This window comes from Psychroserpens citreus (assembly GCF_055686305.1).
The window spans coordinates 1,437,006-1,455,800 of sequence record NZ_CM145999.1 but is presented as its reverse complement, the minus strand read 5'-3'; the positions used below and the strand labels follow the sequence as shown (position 1 = coordinate 1,455,800).

Below are 18,795 nucleotides of genomic sequence, written 5' to 3'. Positions count from 1 at the left end.
GCTTCTTTTGAACAAAAATAGTATTTATTAAAAGTTATAAAAAAGGAATTGTCAAAACTCCGGTTTTTTGCTTCGCAAAAAAGACTTTGAAAATATTTTCTGCTATAATGGTCATTGAAGTCGCAATCGCAGCACCGATTGCTCCATAATTTGTAATTAAAAAATAGTTAAGAATTAAATTTAATATTACAAAAAAACCTGAAATATAACTGTGGGTTTTTTCAAAACCACACATAATGAGTAACAACCCAGAACATCCTGTAGAAATATTGATTAATTGTCCTACTCCTAAAATAACTAAAATTAAATATGCTTGTTTAAAATTATCACCCCAAATACTCAAAATATAATCTCCTCCAAAAATTAACAATGCTAAAAATAAAAAACCAATACATATTAATCCGAGAGTTACTCGTTTGACCATTATATTCATTTCATTTATTCTACCATCAGCATACAAAGCTGCAAGTTTTGGTGAAATTGCACTATTCGAAACCTGTAAGAAAAAAATAATAAATAAAGATAATCTTGAAGCCACAGTATATAAACCCACCTCACTTGAGTTACTCAGCCAACCCAACATCAACACATCTGCCGAAGCTGCTAGTGTTGATGTTGCAGTAACAAATAAAAGAGGTAATGCTGTTTTTAGCATTGATTTTACGATTAACTTTGAGGTATGAGTTTTTATATAAAAGAGTTTTCTCCAATAGACTAGTGAAACAATAAAAGTGATAAACTTCCCAATAGCATATAGTAGAATTATATGTTTTATTGATAAATCTATATCTAAAACGTATAAAGCAACTAATCCAGATAAAACGCAAAATACAGTTAGGACTTCCCGAAATAAGTTACTCTGCCATATTTTCCTATAACCATTTATTCCAGATGTAAATATTCTACCAAAAGTTTCAAATAAAATAACGCTAAATGCTATAATCAACGGTTCCTTTAAATTTGGTATTTCGAAAACATTTTTCGAGATAAAGCCTGAGAGAAGAACACCAAATAATGTAATAAAAAGAGCAATTATACCATTAATTATAAGAGAACTATATATACTGTCTGCTATCAGTTTTTTATTTCCTTTTTCATAACCAATAGATATTTGTTTAATTATAACGTTATCCATTCCTAGCATGGAGAAGATCATTACAACTGCAATCAATTGATTTATAATACTTATTTGTCCTAGACCATCAGCACCTAATGCTCTAGCCAAAAAAACACTAATAACTATTTTTGCAAAAACACCTAGAGTTTTTACGACAATTGATGTAGAAGCTTTTTTTAAAACTTCTAGTGTGTGAACATCTAAGTTTTTTAAGATTTTTTTTATTTTATTGATCATAAAGAAAATGATTCATTATAAGAATCATTAGTACAGTATTTTGTTAATAAAAGCTCATTATAATATTTAATCAAACATAAAGTCAATGAGTCTTTTTTTAGCAAAGATTACTGGAGTATGATTATTTGATGGATTAGTTACTGTAAACGTAAAAGTGGTATCATCTAAAGAAATAAATTCATTAAATCTAAAATAGTTGTTAAAATTATCATTATCAATAACTAAGTTTTTATCTACATAAGAAATATCAATTTTTTTAAATTTAACTTTCTTTGATTTAATTCCTAAAATTATTCTTAAATCATTAGATGTGTTGTTTCCATAGTAACTAGCAACAATACTCTCATACCCAGTAGAAGTAGGAATACGCTCTTTAACTTGAACATTTTTGCTCTGGAATTCGTCAATTATAATATTATTGAACATAATTTTAAAATCATCCTCAGTGTCTGTACTTATTTCAATTTTTATGATAAAATTAGGCACAGAAACTTCCTTAGCTAAGACCTTATTACTATTAGGGTTTTCTTGACATGATAAAAGACTGAAAAGAAGTAGTATAATATATTTTTGATTTATTGCCATTTCTTTTTTTAAACTATCATACCTGCGGCTACTGTCTCATTTGTTGCGTCATCGATAAGAATTATACTTCCAGTGGTTCTATTTTCCCTATAAGAATCAACCATTAAAGGTCTTGTGGTTCTAATTTTTACTTTAGAAATATCATTCATTCTTAAATCTTTATTTTCTTTATCACGACCTAACGACTCAATATTTATTTTGTAAACCACTTCTTTTATCATCGCTTTTTGTTCATTACTTGTATGACGAATGCTATACTTCGCTCTTGGCTTTGCGGGATTGTTATGTAACCAACATAACATCACTTCAATATCTTGAGATGGCTCTGGTTTATTATTAGATCTAACAATCATATCTCCTCTACTAATATCTATATCATCTTCTAGGGTAACAGATACAGACATAGGAGCGTAAGCCTCTGTTAACGATTCTCCTAAAGCGTCAATAGATTTGATTTTTGATGTAAACCCAGACGGCAATATAGTAACCTCATCTCCAATTCGTAAAATGCCACTAGCAACTCGCCCAGCGTATCCTCTATAATCTCTATGAGTTTCATTTTGTGGTCTTAAAACTGTTTGAACCGGGAATCTAGCATCAACTTTATTAATATCACTACTAATATGCATGGTTTCAAGAGTGTGTAATAGAGGGGCTCCTTGGTACCAGCTCATTTTTTTAGATCTATTTACCACGTTATCTCCATTTAAAGCACTAATTGGAATAAAACGAATGTCTTGAACAAGGAGCTTAGAAGAAAATTCTTCAAATTGATTTATAACTCTATTATAGGACTCTTCAGAATAATCTACCAAATCCATTTTGTTAATACAGACTATCACATGTGGTATTTGTAATAGAGAAGCAATAAAAGAGTGTCGTTTTGTTTGCTCTATCACACCATGTCTTGCGTCTACTAAAATAATAGCTGCATTTGCTGTTGATGCTCCGGTAACCATATTTCTTGTATATTGAATATGACCAGGTGTATCTGCTATAATGAATTTACGCTTAGGAGTTGTAAAATATCTATACGCGACATCTATAGTGATTCCTTGTTCTCTTTCATCTTTTAATCCATCTGTAAATAGCGCTAAGTCAACGCCATCGTGACCTTTCTTTTTACTCGTATTCTCGATAGCTTGTAATTGATCCTCAAAAATAGATTTTGAATCGTAAAGTAAACGACCTATTAATGTGCTTTTACCATCATCTACACTACCAGCTGTAGTAAAACGTAATAATTGATTATTATCTAACATGTGTAACTTCTTTAAAAATAGCCTTGGCGTTTTCTATCTTCCATAGCAGATTCTGAACGCTTATCATCACTTCTATTTCCTCTTTCGGTTTGTCTCATTCCTGATACCTCAGCTGCTATTTTTTCGAGTGTGTCTGCGTCAGATTCAATCCCCCCTGTAATTGTGATATCACCAAGAGTTCTGAATCTAATTTTTTTTGTTTTAATTTCTTCGTGATCTTCTAATATTAAAAACTCCGAATTAGGAATCCAACTATCCTGTCTCCATACCACTTCTCTTTCATGAGCAAAGTAAAGAGATGGTATCGCAATATTTTCGCGCTTAATATAATTCCAAACATCCATTTCGGTCCAATTGCTTATTGGAAATGCTCTAAAGTGCTCTCCTTCAAAATGTTTACCATTAAAAATATTCCAAAGTTCTGGTCTCTGATTTTTAGGATCCCATTGCCCAAAATCGTCCCTATGTGAAAAAAAACGTTCTTTAGCTCTTGCTTTTTCTTCATCTCTCCTTCCTCCCCCAATTGCACAATCAATTTTATTAGATTCAATAGCATCTAATAAGGTAGTGATTTGCAGCGCATTTCTAGTAGCATTCTTTCCTCTCTCTTCCGCAACACGACCTTCATTGATGGATTCTTGTACAGACCCTATTATAAGTTCAACTCCTAAATCCTTGATTATATCATCTCTAAATTTAATAGTTTCAGGAAAATTATGCCCTGTATCTACATGCATTAGCGGAAAAGGAATCTTTGCAGGGTAAAACGCTTTTTTTGCTAAGTGCGTTACTAAAATAGAATCTTTACCTCCGGAAAATAAAATTACTGGATTATCAAACTGAGCCCAAACCTCTCTCAAAACATATATGGCTTCGCTTTCTAATTCATCTAAATAATTTAAATAATACTTACTCATTGTTGAGTTGTAATTTTGGCGTTATATAATCAACTATTCTTTTGACAGAATCTTCTATAGATTCTCTTTCAGTTTTTATTTCTATATCAGGACTTTCTGGTGCTTCGTAAGGAGCAGAAATCCCTGTCATATTCATTATTTCACCAGCTCTTGCTTTTTTATATAGTCCTTTCACATCTCTAAGCTCACATTCTTCTATACTCGTATTCACATAAACCTCAACAAAGTTAACATCTTTAACGATAGTTCTTATGTTCTGTCTATCTTTTTTATAAGGTGATACAAAAGCGGCTAAAACTACTAAGCCAGCATCTATCATTAAATTCGAAACTTCAGCAATTCTTCTAATATTTTCAGTACGATCTTGAGGTGTAAATGTTAGGTCTTCATTAATACCTCCTCTAATATTATCACCATCTATAGAATAGGTTTTTATCCCACTTTTAAATAACTGTCTCTCAACTAAATTTGCTATTGTAGACTTTCCTGAACCTGAAAGTCCTGTAAACCAAACCAATAAAGGGTTATGACCATTAGAAATTATCCTATCGGTTTTAGAAATTTGATAGTTATGCGCTATGATATGTTTCGTCATATTATTGTTTTTTTCTGAACAAAAATTGTCTAATTCTACCTAGTGGTAGTTTAAGCCACAATCTTTCATGTGCATAGTACAATGCGAATTTCGTAAATAATTCTGTAAGTGCAATATACAATGCTATTTGATCAAATGCTTCTAGTATTGTTCCAGAAATTAAAAAAGTTAATGTTGTAGCAATTAATCTCCAAGAAATTGTTTTGTGAAGTGTTTGTCTCTTAGTAACCTTTTTATTATTTAGAAGTTGTTGCCAAAGTCTTTCATGTAAATAGTAAATAAAAAATTTAATTAAGAACTCAGCTGTACCAATTATAAATGCATTCTCAATACTACATTGTCCTGTCAGACAAGTAACAATTAGGACAATTAAAATTGTATCCGATGTCGCAACAATTCTCCATGAAACCCCCTTCAATAGGCTTCTGATGTGTGATTCTTGTTTGTAAATTGTCATTAGTATTTATACTTAGAAACTACAAACCAAGGATTCAATAGATTTTCTTTATTATAAAGGAGGGGTTGTTGTGTCTCATTAGAAATTACATCAACATTTACTGCGTTACAAATAGCTTGTCCTGCTGCAGTATCCCATTCCATTGTTGGAGCAAATCGCGGATATATATCTGCCAATCCTTCGGCAACTAAACAAAATTTTAGAGAGCTCCCTCTTGATACCATATCAACTTCAAAACCATCTTTTTTTAAAGTGCCAACAAAATCTAATGTGTCTTGGCTAAGGTGCGATCTACTACCAACAATTTGTATATGTTTAGATTTGGTTTTAGGAGTTAATTTAATCGCAAATTGTAGTACATCCTCAATAGTTGTGTTATGTGATTCTAACACAATTTTAAATGCCATTTTTTTAATGTTATCAGCAAAATAAAGGGTCTTTGTAACTGGCACATATATAACTCCCAGTTCAGGAATACCATTATTTACAAGAGCAATATTGACAGTAAATTCTCCATTTCGTTTTATAAACTCTTTAGTGCCATCAACAGGATCCACAATCCAACATTTTCCCCACTCTTTTCTTACCGAATAATCTATTTTCTTGTTTTCTTCACTAATAATGGGAATAAGTGTTTCTTTTAGGTAAGTATTAATGATGTCATTTGCTCTCTTATCGGCTTCTGTTAGTGGAGATATATCTTCCTTCATCTCAACATTAAAATCTGTATCATAAACTTCCATAATAACTTCACCAGCCTTCAATGAAGCTTGAATTGCAGTTTTTAAGTCTTTATGTATCATAAATTTAATATTGCGGTTTTTAAGCTATCTCTCCAATAAGGAATATCCAAATTGAATTCTTGTTTTGTTTTAGTTTTATCCAAAACACTAAATAAAGGTCTTTGTGCTGCGGTTGGATATAAACTTGTATTTATTGGTTTTACAATCAAATCATTACCATTGATATCGAAAATAGCTTTTGCAAAATCATACCAACTAGCTAGACCTTCGTTACTGTAATGGTATACACCATAAGCGTTACTATCATTATTAATAATCTTAAGCAAGAACACACTCAAATCTCTAGCATAGGTAGGTGTTCCTATTTGATCAGAAACAATTTTTATCTCACTTCTTTCTTTAGCTAAACGCAGCATGGTTTTTAGAAAGTTTTGACCAAATTCTGAATACAACCAAGATGTTCTAACAATAAAATGTTTTGAATTTTCCTTAATTAATTCTTTTTCTCCTTCCAGTTTTGTACGACCATAAGTATTTAAAGGCCTTGTGCTTGCTGTTTCAATATAGGCATTGTTTTGATACCCATCGAAAACAAAATCTGTAGAAACATGAATCATTTTAACATTACTTTCTTTAGATATTTTTGCCAAATTTCGAACTCCAGAAACATTAGCTCGTTTGGCATTTTCTATATCACTTTCGGCTTTATCTACAAGGGTGTAAGCAGCACAATTTATACACCAATCAAAATGATTTGATTTGAAAAATCGATTAACCTCCTTTATACTTGTGATATCAAGACTCGTTTTGTCAGTAAAAATAAAATTTAAATTAGGATATTTCTCTCTGATTGCCTTTAAACTTTGTCCTAATTGACCATTTGCTCCTGTAACTAAAATATTTTTCATAATCTAGCTTCCTGAAATTTAGGTAATATTTTATCTTTTTCTGAAACGATATATTCTCTTTGTTCTAACTTCCAATCAATGCCTAGAGTAGGATCATTATATATAATACCTGCTTCAGACTCTTTATTATAGAAGTTATCACATTTATATGAAAATATAGCAATATCACTTAATACAATGAATCCATGAGCAAAACCTCTTGGAATAAATAGCTGTTTTTTATTTTCTTCCGATAATACAACACTAACATATTCTCCAAATGTTTTGGAGTCCCTTCTAATATCAACTGCTATATCTAAAACTTCACCTTTTATAACACGTACCAATTTAGCTTGAGCATGTAAGCCTGTTTGATAATGCAGCCCTCTTAGAACGCCTTTGGTAGAGTAAGATTCATTATCTTGCACAAAACATGTTTTAGTAGTTCTTATTTTATCAAAAGCACCTTGGTTAAAGCTTTCAAAAAAATATCCTCTTTCATCTTGAAAAACTCTAGGTTTAATTACAAAACAGCCTTGAAGTTTTGTTTGTTCTATATTCATGCTTTGTTTTTCAATAACCCTAACAAATTTTTTCCATATCCACTTTTCATCAATGGTTTTGCTAAATCTCTAAATTCAGATTCATTAATATATCCCATTTCAAAAGCAGCTGCCTCTATAGACCCAATCTTTAACCCTTGCCTTTCTTCAATGACTTCTACGAACTGGGATGCTTGCATCAGAGATTGAAAAGTTCCAGTGTCTAGCCATGCTGTACCTCTATCAAGTATACTTACTTTGAGCTTATTTTGTCTTAAGTATTCTTTATTAACATCTGTAATTTCAAGCTCTCCTCTTTTACTGGGTTTTATGTTTCTAGCAATTTCTACCACCATATTATCATAAAAATATATCCCAGGTACAGCAAAATTTGATTTTGGAAATTCAGGCTTTTCTTCAATTGAAATTGCTTGACCATTGGCATCAAATTCAACTACTCCATAACGCTCGGGGTCATGTACTCTATATGCATAAATTATACCTCCCTCCGGATCATTGTTGGTTTGTAATAAATCAGATAAACCAGATCCATAAAAGATATTGTCTCCTAATATTAAAGCTACTTTTTCAGTTCCTATAAAATTAGCACCAATAATAAAAGCCTCAGCTAAGCCCTTTGGAGCATTTTGAACAGCATATTCAAATGTGCATCCATATTTTTTACCGTCACCTAATAATTCTTTAAATAGAGGAAGATCTTTAGGTGTTGAAATAATTAATATTTCACGTATTCCAGCATACATTAGTGTTGAAAGGGGATAATATATCATCGGCTTGTCATAAACAGGCATTAACTGCTTACTTAAGGATAAGGTTAATGGATGCAATCTAGTACCAGAACCTCCAGCTAAAATAATTCCTTTCATTCCTAACTATATTGTTTTTGGTAATATGATTTATATCTTCCGCTAGTTACACTATTTAACCACTTTTGGTTTTCTAAATACCAATTTATCGTTTGAGAAAGACCTTCTTCAAAGGTCACTGAAGGTTGCCACCCTAATTCATCTTTGATTTTAGAAGCATCTATTGCGTATCTCAAATCGTGGCCTGGTCGATCTTTAACGTATGTAATTAACTGTTCTGAACTTCCTATCTCTCGACCCAATTTAATATCCATTTGTTGACATAAAAGCTTTACAAGGTCAATGTTTTTCCACTCATTGAAGCCTCCAATATTATAGGTTTCTCCCTTAGAACCCTTATGAAACACTTGATCTATTGCTCCTGCATGATCCATAACATAAAGCCAATCTCGAGTATAATTCCCATCACCATAAACTGGTAATGGCTTGTTATTAATGATATTATTTATAAACAATGGAATTAATTTTTCAGGGAATTGATTTGGACCATAATTGTTAGAGCAATTCGTAATTACGTAAGGCAATTGATAGGTTTCGCCATAAGCTCTTACAAAATGATCTGAACAAGCTTTTGATGCCGAATATGGTGAATTAGGATCATATGCTGTGCTTTCAGTAAATAAACCTGTTTCACCTAAAGTTCCATAAACTTCATCTGTACTAATATGATAAAATAACTTTCCATCAAAATTATCTTGCCAACAATCCCTGAATGCATCTAATAATACCATCGTACCTATTACGTTAGTTTGTACAAAAGTTAATGGGTCATTAATAGATCTATCAACATGAGATTCTGCGGCCAAATGGATAACACTATCAAACTTATGAGATAAAAAAAGACTATTAACCAATGATCTATTTGTTATATCTCCATTAATAAACGTATAGTTAGGTTCATTTTCAATATCTGAAAGATTTTCTAAATTACCTGCATAAGTAAGAACATCTAAATTAAAAATATGATATTTAGGATATTTTTTAACAAATAATCTTACTACATGGGAACCTATAAAGCCTGCTCCACCAGTAATCAATATTGTTTTTCTATTTCTCATAACTGTTTATAAACCTAATAATTTTGTTGGTTAAAAAAGCTAAACAAATAATTAAAAAAGCTAATAATGGTAAAACTATAGTGTATTTTTTGAGAAAGCTTTTATTTATACTACCTATTTCTTGGAATCCAGAAACGATATCAAAAAAATCATTTTCTTCTATTTTCTGTTCGTCTAATACTCTCAACTCTTTTCTTAATTGCAATTCTTTGTTTAATAGCTCAAATTCTTTAGTTTTAGCATTTTCTGGTTCTATAGAAAACCCTTCCCCTAAACTTATGGTATTACTAGCTGATTTAGAGTCTTCTTGTAAAACTTTAATATAAACTTTCTGCAGGGAGTCAACAGAAATAATGGATCTTTCTATACTTAGTTTTTGTAAATAAATTAAAGAGTCTCTTTTTTTCTTTTTCTTTTCTGAATACGTATTTTCAAAAGAACTAATCAATCCGTCTTCTAGTTTTTTAAAAATATCTTTTTTGTTAGCTTCAACCGATATTTCAAAAAAATCAGATGAAAATATATCTCTATTTTCAATAAATTCTTCATAACTTATATCTTGAGCTCTTATACTGTCTAAGGATTTTAAATAAGTATCATATTGTTTGATTTTATCATTTTCACTTTCTGGACCAATATCAATTTCAAACCCATTAATAATCTTTGCTTCTTCTTTGGAAATATCAAATACTTCTGTTAATGTCTCATAATCTTCATTCCCTATTAATGCATTGAAATAATTAATATTATTCACTAATTGGTATTTAGAATCAAAATAGGGTTTTACGAACATAACCGACTTATAAGACTTTGGGTTGTATTTTTCTAATACATAACCCAAAACTGCAGCTATGGTCATTATTAAAAAAATCAGCTTGAAGTTTGCAATTAATGGCTTCAAACCATAAACTACAATAGAAAAAATACCTTTAAAAACATTAGCTATAAAATAAAATAACTTGTCAAAAAGTTGTCCTATCGCATTAAATAAAACACCTAAATCTATTTCATCGTTTTGATTGGTATTAGGTAACTTTTCACTCATATCTCTAATATTGATTATTAAATATTTGTTCTAAAATTTTTCTTGTAATTAAATATGTTGGCCTAACTCCAGAAGTCCCTAATCCTCCTGAGGCCAGTGTGCTTCCAGTTTCTAACGGGTTATCACTTGCATAATAGGCATAGCGCACTTTTACATTTGGGTTGATGCTTCCTCTTACTTTAGAAGCAGCTTGTATTGCCTTTTGGTAATGCGCTCCCTCCATTTCAAGTCCGATGACATTCCATGTTGAATTGTAAAAAAACTTCAATATCTCTTTATTTTGAAGTGATGTGCCTAAAACTGTAATCATTGAGCCTTCATACACATCAACTCCTTGACCTTCTAAATCAGACTTACATAATTCATTTTTAAACGGATAGTTGTCTGCTGTACCCTCAAATATATGAGCAGAAGGAATCATAATATCTCCTTTACCCCCTTCTAATATTCCGGCTTTTCCCATTATTGAAACAGATTCAACATTTAGATGTACTTTTTCACCGTTAACCTTAATTGGTTTTAAAAGTTCATCCATGGTTTCATAAGCTTGCTCACCAAATGCATAATCCATCACAAATATGACAGGTTTCTCTCCTTGATCAAAAGAGTCTCCAACACTAATATCTGTCTTAGAAAAATCAATTTTTTCAGTATCAAAAATTTGAACATCAATATTGGTTCCCGACGCATCTTTTATATATGTCATTCCACACTGCAACGCTTCCTTATTGATTTTATTGCGTAAAGATTCATTTTCTTTTTGACTAATTGCTTCGTATAGCTCAAAAATATCCTTTTTAGATGCCAAACTTTTTAGAGCAATAGGTGCAAAAATAGAATTCATTACACTATGCATATTAGCACTAATCACATGTATTGGACGACCCAATAGATTGTTTTTATGCAAAACAGCTTTAATATGATCTGCCCAAACTTCACCATGAATATGATGCCCTAAACGCTCTCTTAACACGGGACTGAACGTTACTGTACGCTTTTTATTATGAATGACTTCTTCAATGGCTAACTTCCCTAACCAATAGATTATATGAAGTAAACGTTCAGGTTTTACTTTAGTGGTAAACTGAGCATGAGCATTGGTAAGCTCTTCAAACGTTCTTCCTAATATATTAGCAGTATGTGTAATGGCAACCTCACGTTCTTGTTGCGTCAATTTCTTTTTAGAAAGGACTGCTTTTTCTAGCTTGATCCAATCACGAGTTGTTCCGCCTTGCTCATCAATTAAAACGCGCTTACTTATTTTATGAGATTCTACAAATAAAAATGTTAAGTGGGTTAGTATGTCATAAATTTCTGAACGCCCTCTAGTCACCTCAATATTCATTTGTTCATCATCTATACGATAACAATTACGACGACGTTTTGGAGGGATTATAGGCTTAAAATGCGAATTTCCATAGCCTTCATCACTGGTTAAGTTAATAAACGAACATTCTTCAATCCCCTGAGGAAGCCTATCTATTACATACAAAAGGCCTTCAAGTTCTGCTTTCTCTTCGGAAATTGAACCATAAATTTCAGGTCGTAATAATAATAGAGATTCGCGCAGTGTTTCACCAGAAACTCCCATGGGTTTATAAAACCCACGATTGAATAAATGTCGCATTGTGACATACATTTTTTCAATAGCATTTGAACTTTCTTGAGCCCTCGTTCTTTCGTGAATTTTCTTTTTATTCATTCGCATTAGGTTTGCGGACAAATATAGCACTATTTAGTTAATTTCTGAGCGTATAAAGCGTCTGCGATTTTTCTATCATTAGATAGTCTAGGAATCTTATTTTGCCCTCCTAATTTACCTATAGACTTCATGTAATTCTGAAATCCATTTTTCTTAATAACAGTCAACTTAAGTGGTTGTAGCACGTTTCCAACAATAAGATCATAATAATAAGTGTTTTGTTGTTGCATTGATAAATCAATTCGCTTTGCTAATTCTGAAATATCGTCTGGTTCTTGTTCAAATTCAATAAACCATTCGTGAAATGGCAAACCAGAGTCTGGGTTAATTTGAGGAGCCACTGTAAATTCAGAAACACTAATACTAATGTTTGAGGCAGCTTCTTGCAATGCCTGTTCAACTTCCTTACCAATAACATGTTCGCCAAAAGCTGAAATAAAATGCTTAATTCTTCCTGAAACGATCACGCGATACGGCTTAGTTGATGTAAATTCAACAGTGTCACCAATATTATATGCCCAAAGCCCAGCATTGGTAGAAATAATCATTACATAATTAACACCAACCTCAACATCTTTAATTGTAATGCGTTTAGGACTCTCATCAAAAAAAGTATCTGCCTGTATAAATTCATAAAATATCCCTGAATTTAACTGTAGTAACATCCCTTTTTCGTTTTGTTTATCTTGAAAGGCAAAAAACCCTTCACTAGCAGGGTACAATTCAATACTATCTACTTTTCGGCCTATCAAGTTTTCAAATTTTGCTCTATAAGGCTCATAATTTACTCCACCAAAAATGAATAAGTTAAAGTTTTTAAAAACTTCACCAACATGCTTTCCCGTTTTACTTTTAATTTTCTCAAAATACATCTGTACCCAAGACGGTATTCCAGAAATGACAGTCATGTCCTCAGGTAAAGTCTCATCTACAATCGCCTCTACTTTGGTTTCCCAATCATCAATACAATTTGTATCCCAAGAAGGCATTCTGTTTTTCTGAAGATATTTCGGAACATAATGAGCTACAATTCCTGAAAGTCGCCCTAATTGAACACCATTTTTTTCTTCTAAAATTGGGCTTCCTTGTAAAAAAATCATCTTTCCATTTACAAACTTGCTCTTTCCAGTTTCGGCAATGTACATTAAAATGGCATTTCGCGCAGCTTCAACATGTGTTGGCATACTCTCTTTAGTCAACGGAATATATTTAGCACCTGATGTCGTACCTGATGTCTTCGCAAAATATAAAGGCTTTCCTTTCCAAAGGATATTTTCTTCACCAGCCACCACACGATCCACATAGTATTTTAAGGCTTCATAATCTCGAATAGGAACGCGATTAACAAAGTCTTGATGTGTTTTAATTGATTTGAAATCGTGGTCTTTCCCAAACTGAGTTTTCGCTGCATCTTTTATTAGCTTTTGAAACACGCTGCTCTGGGTTTCAACAGGCTTATTAGACCATCTTAAAATGGACTTTCTAACATTCTTTGCAAAAAGTTTTGCTAGCTTTGGTTTAAGAGAGATCATTAGTTAAAATCTATAAAATTTGTTGGGTTTACTGGATAACCTCTATTCCAGAGTTCAAAGTGCAAATGAGGACCTGTAGTTAATTCTCCTGTATTTCCTGCCATAGCAATTACTTCTCCGGATTTCACTAGATCACCTTGTTGTTTTGTTAAAGATGCATTGTGTTTATATACTGAAATAAGTTCATAACTATGCTCAATAATAACCACATAACCCGTTTCCGAAGTCCATTCAGCAAATATCACCGTCCCATCTGCTGTGGCTTTAACTGGTGTATCCTTAGCAACAACAATATCTACAGCATAATGTTTGTCTTTAATATTATAGCCTTCAGAAATTGTCCCATTTACAGGTGGAAAAAGCACAAAATTAGAGGATGAAATGGTCGACTCAAATATGTTGTACTTATCCTCTTTATCTACTAAATCTCTAAGTAATGAATCTTCTTTAGTGGGTTTTAAATCTAAACTACTAGGATCAATACTCGCAGCATCAATAATAGAATCTCTATTAAACTCTACAGTACTTACATCTCCTGTAAGCACTTTTTTAATTGAAGAATAATACTGCTCATTCAGATTAATAACTTGCTGTAAGGAGTCCGTTTTGTAATTTAAAACCGTAGCCTGCTTTTTAAGTGCCGTAGAAGAATAGCCAGGAATATATTCTTTTAGTGATGTAAAAGCAATTAAAAAAATAGTACCAGCAATAAGCAAGATAGTGCCTAAGGAAGCAATTACAAAAACATTAAGGCGTGTAAGTTTTATAGCAAAGCGTTCTTCAAAAGTATCTTCATTTAATACAACCAAACGATACTTATGAAGTAATTTCTTTCTGAATCTTTGTTCTTTGTCCTGTTTTGCCATTGTCGCACAAAATTAAATAAAATAAGCCCAAGTTTTAGATGTGGTTCTTAAAGTTTGTGATTAAACGTTTATTTTGAAGTTTAATTATTAACTTTGCAGTTCAAATTTAATCGTTATGATAACATCAAGCATATTTTTAGCTTTTGGAGCATGGCAGATTGCTTTAATAGTAATCGTTGTCTTATTATTGTTTGGAGGAAAGAAAATCCCTGAACTTATGAGAGGACTTGGAAGCGGTATTAAAGAATTTAAAGATGCTAGCAAAGAAGAAGACAATTCAAAAGCTGCAAATGACAAAGAATAATATGTAATACTTTTACAATAAAAAAGAGACGTGATAATCACGTCTCTTTTTTATTGTATTGCTACCGATTTTATAATCGATTCTAGCTCAAATATATAATCTCTCTTTTCTATAGAAGGTGCAAAGACATATCCTTCTAAAATAATGTAGCGATTATTCACTTTGTCTTCAATAGCATAATTAATAAAGGGCCCAGACATATAAGCGTTTATTAAGTCCCAAATGCCTCTCGTTTCATAACTTGGTTTGTTGTCTATAATTACATCATTAATAAAAGGCGTAAATGCACGTTCGGTACCCATATATGTGTTTTCGGCTGCGCCCTCAATATGAATCTTCCCAACAGAATCTCTAACTCTAACAATATCTACAACCGCACTATCTCCTTTTCTAATTGAAGATAATGGAACTTCATATACCATTAAGTCAACATTACCCGTTTTGATATCTCTTCGAATCCAGAAAAAATCTTCTTCAGACTTAGCGATCCTATAAGCCGAAGGGAATTTAAGGGAAATGCCTAGGTTCTCTTTTAATTTAGAGTCGTCAAATAATGATTTACTCGTACGTCTTTGACGTTCGGTAATTTCAGTTTTATTAAATGCATCTATTATTTTTTCAGCATTCGTCCGTATTTCTTTAATAATCTCAGCATTCGTCTTTCCAGAAACAACCACCATAGTCTGGGGTCTTGCAAAAGCATCAGTTGCAATTTTTGTTGCTGCATCTTTTCCTTTTTCAATCTTTAAAACGGTTCTGTTCTTTTTTGCAAATCCAGTAAAAACAGCTGGGGGCATTTGGCTCATTGAAAACTGAGGTTCTTCGTTGGCCAAACCATTAACTGGAGCTGCCAATACATCTCGTATGACGTCCCCTACTTGATTTTCCCATAAAACATTATCAGCAACAACAACAATATTATTTATATTTCCTGAAGAGGCCGACACATAACGTTGTTCTTTGTTATCACCACAAGAATAAATCAAAGTAGCAATTATCAATAGACTGAATAGTTTATTTATCATGTTTTTTGAATTTGAGTTACTTAGATACCACTAGGGTCATCCCAATTTTTAGTTTGTTACTGCTAATATCGTTCCATTCTTTAATATTTTGAACTGAAACTCCAGGGAATTTTTGTGAAATACTCCAAAGTGAATCCCCTTTTTGAACTCTGTAGGTCGACTTTCCTTCAGTGTTAATCACTTTTTTTGGTGAACTCAAACTTACTTTTTTTGCCGAAGTTGATGGGTTTCTAGGATAAATGGTTAATCGCTGACCAATCTTTAAATTGTTGCTTCGAAGTCCATTCCATTGCTTAATCTGACTCACTCTAACACCATACTTCCTAGCTATTTTCCCCAAATAATCTCCAGATCTTACACGATATCTCACTTTGCTATTCGAGTCAAAAAATTGAGGTAATGGCTTTTCTCGTTTATTCAATTCTTCTTCAACAAATGCATAAATCTGTTTTTCATTAGTTACAAATTTACCAACAGCCTCTCTTGGCAACCTTAACGTATAGTTCTCTCCTTTGATATATGGAATAATATCTAATTTATAAGACGGATTTAAAAATTGAAGCTGTTCTATAGGCACGTCTACCAATTCTGAAACCTGGTCTAACGTAATCATTTTCTTTACATGAATTGTATCGGTTTCTACATAATGATATTGTGGTCGCTCAACTTCAAAGCCATGCTCTTTTGCAAACTCAAAAATATACATGGTTGCTAAAAACGCGGGTAGGTATCCTGCTGTTTCACGTGGAAGATGTGATCTAATATTCCAATAGTTTTCATACCCTCCAGAACGTCTAATTGCTTTAGACACATTTCCTGGTCCTGAATTATACGCTGCTAAAGCCAAATCCCAATCTCCAAAAATCTTATAAAGACGTGCTAAATATTTGCTTGCTGCTTCGGTAGATTTTATAGGATCACTACGTTCATCAACATAACTGCTTACATTGAGTCCATACTCTTTTCCTGTTCCAAACATAAATTGCCATAACCCAGTAGCTCCAACTCGAGATCGTGCTCTTGGCTTTAATGCAGATTCAACTATAGCTAAATATTTAACTTCAAGAGGAATGTCATAATTATCTAAAGATTCTTCAAACAATGGAAAGTAATAATGACTTAATGACATCAATCGAGACAATGAGTTTCGACGATGTTTTAAATAAGACTTAATGACACTTTCTAACGAAGGGTTGTATTCAATATTAAAAGGTGTTCTAGCATTTAGTCGTTTCAATCTTGCTTTTAGAGTATCGGTCGTTAACTCAGGGTAATCTACTGGGTCGTACTTTAATTCAGAAACTGATTTATAAATGGTATCAAATAAATTATTACTGTACAGTTCTTCTAGCCACTTCTCATCAATTTCGGCCGCAAGTTTATGATCTTCAAGTTTTGTGATGGTTGTTGAATCAACTACTGGAGTGATACTCAGATGTTTTTTAAAATAGGTCTTACCATCAATAATGGTGTCAATGACGTAGGTTTCGCCTTCAATAAAATCGGATTCTGTAAGCCTTTTTATTTTGGTCGTTGTTGGAATAGAGTCCTGACCAAAACAAAATAAAGCGCAAAACAGAAAGCCAAACGTTAGGGGTATTAGCTTTGGGTTCATTGGTTATATTGTTTAACTACCTAAACGATAGGTCAGCTAAAATCGTATTTTTTTGGTTAAAATGAAAGTTTAATTAGACAATTTAACTAAGTCTGTAGGGGTTTTCTTAATAAACGTTGTAGTGAATCTGAAAAGCTTAGTCTAAAATAGCAGCAATTCCAGGAAGGGTTTTTCCTTCTAAACTTTCTAGCATTGCTCCTCCTCCTGTACTAACATAACTTACCTTGTTTTCAAATCCAAATTGCTTTACCGCTGCAACAGAATCTCCTCCTCCAACAAGTGAAAACGCACCATTTTTAGTCGCTTCAGCAATTGAGTCTCCAAGCGCAATGGTTCCCTTTGCGAAGTTATCCATTTCAAATACACCTAAAGGACCATTCCACAAAATGGTTTTACATTGCATAACCACATCATGAAAGATTGCTTTAGATTTTGGCCCAGCATCTAAGCCTTGCCATCCATCAGGGATATTAGTGACATCTAAGATTTGTGTGTCTGCATCATTACTAAATGCATTAGCAGCTAAAACATCAACTGGTAAATGAATTTGAACATTTTTAGCCTTAGCTTTTTCCATAATTTCCATGGCTAGATCCATTTTATCGTCTTCACAAATAGAATCTCCAATGCTTCCGCCTTGCGCTTTAATAAACGTAAAAGTCATTCCGCCACCAATAATTAAATGGTCTACTTTATCTAATATATTCTCAATAATTGTAATTTTCGATGACACTTTAGCCCCTCCTAAAACAGCTAAAACAGGTTTTTCTCCAGTTTCCATAACTTTCTTAATACTCTCAATTTCTTGAGCTAGCAAATTTCCGAAGCACTTGGTCTCAGGAAAAAATTGTGCAACAACAGTCGTTGATGCATGTGCTCTATGCGCAGTACCAAAAGCATCGTTAACGTAAATGTCCCCCAACTTAGATAAAGCCTCGGCAAAATCTTTGTCTCCTTGTTTTTCTTCATCATGAAAACGTAAATTCTCTAGCAATAAAATTTCTCCCGGATTGAGATTTGCTGCTGCTGCTTCAGCTTTAGAGCCGATGCATTCATCAACAAATTTTACAGAAACCCCTAAAACATCTTCAACCTTATTTACTATATGACGCAAAGAAAACTCATCCTGAACTCCTTTTGGACGCCCTAAGTGTGACATTAAAATACAACTTCCACCATCCTCAAGTACTTTTATAATAGTTGGTTTTGCAGAGATAATACGTGTGGCATCAGTAACCTCAAAATCCTCATTTAAAGGCACATTAAAATCAACACGAATTAAGGCTTTTTTATTATCAAAATTGAAGTCGTTTATAGTTGTCATATATTAGGAATTTATAAAAATTGCATCACAAATGTAACCAATAAAACCAATCGAAAAAAGCTGTTTTTTTACGAAAACGATTGCATGGGTGATAT

General features: G+C 32.5%; 19 protein-coding genes. 1 reads left to right on the top strand and 18 read right to left on the bottom strand.

The annotated features are described in order from the left end of the window. Positions 1–34 precede the first annotated feature (34 nt). From ACTU6T_RS06540 to ACTU6T_RS06470, 15 genes are all read right to left on the bottom strand, one after another. Entirely contained in the window at positions 35–1,354 is a 1,320-nt protein-coding gene (locus ACTU6T_RS06540) for a flippase (RefSeq protein WP_460220436.1), read from the bottom strand. 66 nt (positions 1,355–1,420) lie between these two features. Then, positions 1,421–1,939: a hypothetical protein gene (locus ACTU6T_RS06535; RefSeq protein ID WP_460220435.1), complete on the bottom strand. Its 519-nt coding sequence runs from the start codon at positions 1,937–1,939 to the stop codon at positions 1,421–1,423. An 8-nt stretch (positions 1,940–1,947) separates the two neighbouring features. After that, a complete protein-coding gene (locus ACTU6T_RS06530) occupies positions 1,948–3,201 on the bottom strand; it encodes a sulfate adenylyltransferase subunit 1 (protein WP_460220434.1) in 1,254 nt (417 codons plus the stop codon). An 11-nt stretch (positions 3,202–3,212) separates the two neighbouring features. Beyond that, positions 3,213–4,118 carry a sulfate adenylyltransferase subunit CysD gene (gene cysD / locus ACTU6T_RS06525; RefSeq protein ID WP_460220433.1) on the bottom strand — a complete coding sequence of 302 codons (906 nt, stop codon included), beginning with the start codon at positions 4,116–4,118 and terminating at the stop codon, positions 3,213–3,215. Continuing rightward, positions 4,111–4,713: an adenylyl-sulfate kinase gene (gene cysC, locus ACTU6T_RS06520; RefSeq protein WP_460220432.1), complete on the bottom strand. Its 603-nt coding sequence runs from the start codon at positions 4,711–4,713 to the stop codon at positions 4,111–4,113. Before cysC ends, cysD begins: the two co-directional genes overlap by 8 nt. A gap of 1 nt (position 4,714) precedes the next feature. Further along, positions 4,715–5,170, bottom strand: coding sequence for a DUF2061 domain-containing protein (locus tag ACTU6T_RS06515; RefSeq protein ID WP_460220431.1), 456 nt, complete (start codon positions 5,168–5,170; stop codon positions 4,715–4,717). Then, positions 5,170–5,973 carry a 3'(2'),5'-bisphosphate nucleotidase CysQ gene (cysQ, locus tag ACTU6T_RS06510; RefSeq protein ID WP_460220430.1) on the bottom strand — a complete coding sequence of 268 codons (804 nt, stop codon included), beginning with the start codon at positions 5,971–5,973 and terminating at the stop codon, positions 5,170–5,172. The genes ACTU6T_RS06515 and cysQ overlap by 1 nt, the downstream gene beginning before the upstream one ends. Then, complete coding sequence (gene rfbD / locus ACTU6T_RS06505; RefSeq protein WP_460220429.1) at positions 5,970–6,821, bottom strand: dTDP-4-dehydrorhamnose reductase; 852 nt, start codon at positions 6,819–6,821, stop codon at positions 5,970–5,972. Before rfbD ends, cysQ begins: the two co-directional genes overlap by 4 nt. Continuing rightward, on the bottom strand, positions 6,818–7,363 hold the full coding sequence (rfbC, locus tag ACTU6T_RS06500; RefSeq protein ID WP_460220428.1) for a dTDP-4-dehydrorhamnose 3,5-epimerase: 546 nt from the start codon (positions 7,361–7,363) through the stop codon (positions 6,818–6,820). Before rfbC ends, rfbD begins: the two co-directional genes overlap by 4 nt. Next, positions 7,360–8,229, bottom strand: coding sequence for a glucose-1-phosphate thymidylyltransferase RfbA (gene rfbA / locus ACTU6T_RS06495; protein ID WP_460220427.1), 870 nt, complete (start codon positions 8,227–8,229; stop codon positions 7,360–7,362). Before rfbA ends, rfbC begins: the two co-directional genes overlap by 4 nt. 2 nt (positions 8,230–8,231) lie before the next feature. Further along, the gene (gene rfbB, locus ACTU6T_RS06490; protein ID WP_460220426.1) at positions 8,232–9,287 is read right to left on the bottom strand and encodes a dTDP-glucose 4,6-dehydratase; all 1,056 of its coding nucleotides are present in this window, start codon (positions 9,285–9,287) and stop codon (positions 8,232–8,234) included. Next, positions 9,277–10,332 carry a hypothetical protein gene (locus ACTU6T_RS06485; RefSeq protein WP_460220425.1) on the bottom strand — a complete coding sequence of 352 codons (1,056 nt, stop codon included), beginning with the start codon at positions 10,330–10,332 and terminating at the stop codon, positions 9,277–9,279. The genes rfbB and ACTU6T_RS06485 overlap by 11 nt, the downstream gene beginning before the upstream one ends. 4 nt (positions 10,333–10,336) lie before the next feature. Continuing rightward, on the bottom strand, positions 10,337–12,034 hold the full coding sequence (locus ACTU6T_RS06480) for a DUF6909 family protein (protein WP_460220424.1): 1,698 nt from the start codon (positions 12,032–12,034) through the stop codon (positions 10,337–10,339). 29 nt (positions 12,035–12,063) lie between these two features. Further along, complete coding sequence (locus tag ACTU6T_RS06475) at positions 12,064–13,566, bottom strand: GH3 auxin-responsive promoter family protein (protein WP_460220423.1); 1,503 nt, start codon at positions 13,564–13,566, stop codon at positions 12,064–12,066. Then, positions 13,566–14,432, bottom strand: coding sequence for a M23 family metallopeptidase (locus ACTU6T_RS06470; protein WP_460220422.1), 867 nt, complete (start codon positions 14,430–14,432; stop codon positions 13,566–13,568). The genes ACTU6T_RS06475 and ACTU6T_RS06470 overlap by 1 nt, the downstream gene beginning before the upstream one ends. Before the next feature lie 115 nt (positions 14,433–14,547). On the opposite strand from ACTU6T_RS06470, the gene ACTU6T_RS06465 reads away from it, so the two are divergent. Then, on the top strand, positions 14,548–14,736 hold the full coding sequence (locus ACTU6T_RS06465) for a Sec-independent protein translocase subunit TatA/TatB (protein ID WP_460220421.1): 189 nt from the start codon (positions 14,548–14,550) through the stop codon (positions 14,734–14,736). Between the two features lie 50 nt (positions 14,737–14,786). On the opposite strand, the gene ACTU6T_RS06460 is transcribed toward ACTU6T_RS06465, so the two are convergent. The 3 genes from ACTU6T_RS06460 to ACTU6T_RS06450 all read right to left on the bottom strand — a co-directional run bounded on the left by ACTU6T_RS06460 (position 14,787) and on the right by ACTU6T_RS06450 (position 18,700). After that, positions 14,787–15,761: a DUF4837 family protein gene (locus tag ACTU6T_RS06460; protein ID WP_460220420.1), complete on the bottom strand. Its 975-nt coding sequence runs from the start codon at positions 15,759–15,761 to the stop codon at positions 14,787–14,789. A 16-nt stretch (positions 15,762–15,777) separates the two neighbouring features. Further along, positions 15,778–17,376, bottom strand: coding sequence for a LysM peptidoglycan-binding domain-containing protein (locus tag ACTU6T_RS06455; protein WP_460220419.1), 1,599 nt, complete (start codon positions 17,374–17,376; stop codon positions 15,778–15,780). A gap of 136 nt (positions 17,377–17,512) precedes the next feature. Further along, entirely contained in the window at positions 17,513–18,700 is a 1,188-nt protein-coding gene (locus tag ACTU6T_RS06450; protein WP_460220418.1) for a phosphoglycerate kinase, read from the bottom strand. Between the last annotated feature and the right edge of the window lie 95 nt (positions 18,701–18,795).